This is a genomic window from Streptomyces sp. NPDC007095 (assembly GCF_040634475.1).
Taxonomy (GTDB): Bacteria; Actinomycetota; Actinomycetes; order Streptomycetales; family Streptomycetaceae; genus Streptomyces.
The window spans coordinates 1-2,672 of sequence record NZ_JBEYFS010000469.1; the positions used below are offsets into that span (position 1 = coordinate 1).

2 protein-coding genes are annotated in these 2,672 nt (G+C 70.8%); both read right to left on the bottom strand.

Features of this window, described 5'->3' with window-relative positions:
* The coding region (locus ABZ656_RS57380) for a recombinase family protein (protein ID WP_360280624.1) at positions 1-2,235 on the bottom strand (2,235 nt) is incomplete at its 3' end.
* Between the two features lie 133 nt (positions 2,236-2,368).
* Positions 2,369-2,672: DUF5372 family protein (locus ABZ656_RS57385; protein WP_360280627.1), on the bottom strand; the 304-nt coding region annotated here is incomplete at its 5' end.

Genomic DNA, 2,672 nt, shown 5'->3' on the forward strand with positions numbered 1-2,672 from the left:
GAGCTGTTCGGGGTGGGTGATCCAGTCCCGGCAGGTGGCCTCGACCGCGTCGTTCCAGGGGATCAGCCAGCGTCCGCCAGGGTCTTTGCGGGCGGGCAGGCGTCGGCAGCGGATCCAGTAGTAGAGGACGTGTTCGACCACGCCCAGGCGGGCGGCGGCCTGCTGGACGGTGACTTCACCGTTCCGGGCCTGAGCCGGTGGTCCGGGGCGCGGGGTCAGGTGTCCAGAAGCGCCGATCTGCTCCCGGCAGGCGGCTTCGACCTGCGGGTTCCAGGGGATGCACCACCGTCCCGCAGAGTCTTTGCGGCCGGGGAGCCGGTCGTGGGTGAGCCAGTAGTAGACGGCGCCGGAGGTTATCCCCAGGATCTTCGCGGCCTGGTTGACGTCGATCTCGCCGTCCCGGAAGGGGGACCGGGCCGGGATGTTGTAGGTGTGGCCGACCCACTTGACCGCCGCCGCGTCGTAGGAGCGTCCGGTGCCGGTGGTGAGCCCGGCCTCGGCGAGGGCTGCGACGACCTGTTCATCGCTGTGCTCCGGACGCATCGCGGCGATCAGTTCGCGTGCGGCGGCCGGGGTCCGCCGCACCTCCGGGGAGGTCAGGGGCCGGGTCAGGGCGAGTTCGTCGGTGGCGCCGGTGTGCCAGCGGACCCCGATCCGGGCGCGGGCCCGGGTGGGTTCGGGCAGCAGGGTGACGTCCGAGACCAGGGTCCGCAGCAGGCGCTTGCGGTCCCGGTCCTTGGTGTCGGGGTCGTGCCACAGTCCGGGCAGGTCTGCGGCCAGGGCCTGCAGCGCGGTGCGGTCGGGCAGTTCGGGCCTGGTTTCGCGGGCCGCGGTCAGGGCGGCCTGGGCCTGGTCGAGTGCGGCCAGCCGCGCCTCCCAGCGGGCCTCCAGGGTGCGGGCGACCATCCGGTTCTCCGGCTCCACCGCGCTGAAGGTACGTTCGGCGCGGTCGGCGTCGTACTGGGCGCGTTCGACGGCGAGTTCGGCGGCGCGGTGGGAGCGGGTGTGCCGGTCAGTGACCTCGTCGGCCGCGGCCAGGGCCCGCTCGACCTGGCCAGGGCTGAGCGTGCTCAGCAGCAGGCCGGCCACCGCGTCGTCCACGATGTCGGCGCGGGTCGAGCGGCAGGTCGCAGTGGCTTCGTGGTCGGCCCGGGAGGACGAGCAGCCGTAGGCGGCCTGGCCGCCGTGGTGGTAGCGGGTGGTCATCGGGCGTCCGCAGGACCCGCAGAACATGATCCCCTGACACAGGGCCAGGCCCTCGCGGGCGGGGCGGGCGCCGTCGTGGGTGCAGTTGGCCTTCAGCTTCGCTTCCGCCGCCACGAACTCAGCCCAGGTCCAGTAGCCCTCGTGGTGGTCCTGCAGCACGATCGGCCACTGCTCGCGGGGCAGCAGCTTGATACCCGTGGCCACCGTGCCGTCCGGCCGCACCCGGCGCCGGGTCGAGTACCGGCCGTAGACATAAGCCCCGGCATAGCACGGATTCCGCAGCACCCCCAGCACACGTGAGTGGGTCAGCTTGCCCCACCGCAACTGCCCAGCCCACGCTCCACCATAGGCGCGCAGCGGGAACCGCCTGCCCACGAACGCCCCCACGACCTGGAAGGCCGAGCCACCAGCCGCGAAGGACGCGAACACATCACGGATCGCGGCCTGCACCTCGGCGTCGGGGTCGATCACGCACTCGCCCTCGTCGTCGTAGACGTACCCCACCGGCAGCGGGAACCGCAGCTCGCCGCGCTCGGCCGCGGCCCGCTTCGCGCCCTGCAGCCGACCCGACAGGATGTGCAGTTCGGCCTCTGACATGCTCCCTTTCAAGCCGAGCAGGAGCCGGTCGTTGATGTTCGTCAGGTCGTAGACGCCGTCGGCGTCGATCAGCAGCGCGTCGGTCAGCCGGGCCAGTTCCAGTAACCGGGCGAAGTCGGCCGAGGACCGCGCCAGGCGGGAGACCTCCAGACCAAAGATCGCCCCGACCTCGCCCAGACAGACCTTCGCCACCAAGTCCCGAAAGCCCTCGCGGACCTGCCCGAACTTCCCCGACACGCCCAGGTCCGTGTCGATAACCAGCACGTCCTCGCGGTCCCAGCCCAGCGCGACCGCCTCGTCCCCGAGCGCGTACTGCCGCAGCGTCGACTCGGTGTTGTCCCTCACCTGCACCAGCGTGCTCTGCCGCAGGTAGATTGCCGCCGTCCGTGAGCGGTGGGACGCGGTGATCTTCGAGGTCCCGTTCACGATCACGGCTGCCTCCCAACACGGACTCGACCATGTTGGCCAGCACCATCACCATCTCGACGCAACACCCGGATGTTGACGGCACGGCCCCTCGCTTCCGCCCCCACCAGGGCTGATGCGCGACACGATTGTCGTTCCATCAGGATCCGCCCCCGTTCTGGTCGACACCACGGCTCACCAGGGCATCGACCAGCGCACGGAGCGCGCTCAGCCCCTCGACCGCGAGACGGTCGCCCGACGGCTTCCCACCGCGATCCGTCCACTCCTGCGGCAGCGTCACACTCCGGCTCACGCCGCACGCGCAGATGTAGACCAGCGCACCACCCCGGCGCTTGACGAACAGAATGTCCAACTGCTGACCACTCAAGGCGTGGAACGGGTGGGTCACCGTCAAGGAACCCAAAGACTGCTTGGACGACGCGGCACTATGCCGTGACCGTCGG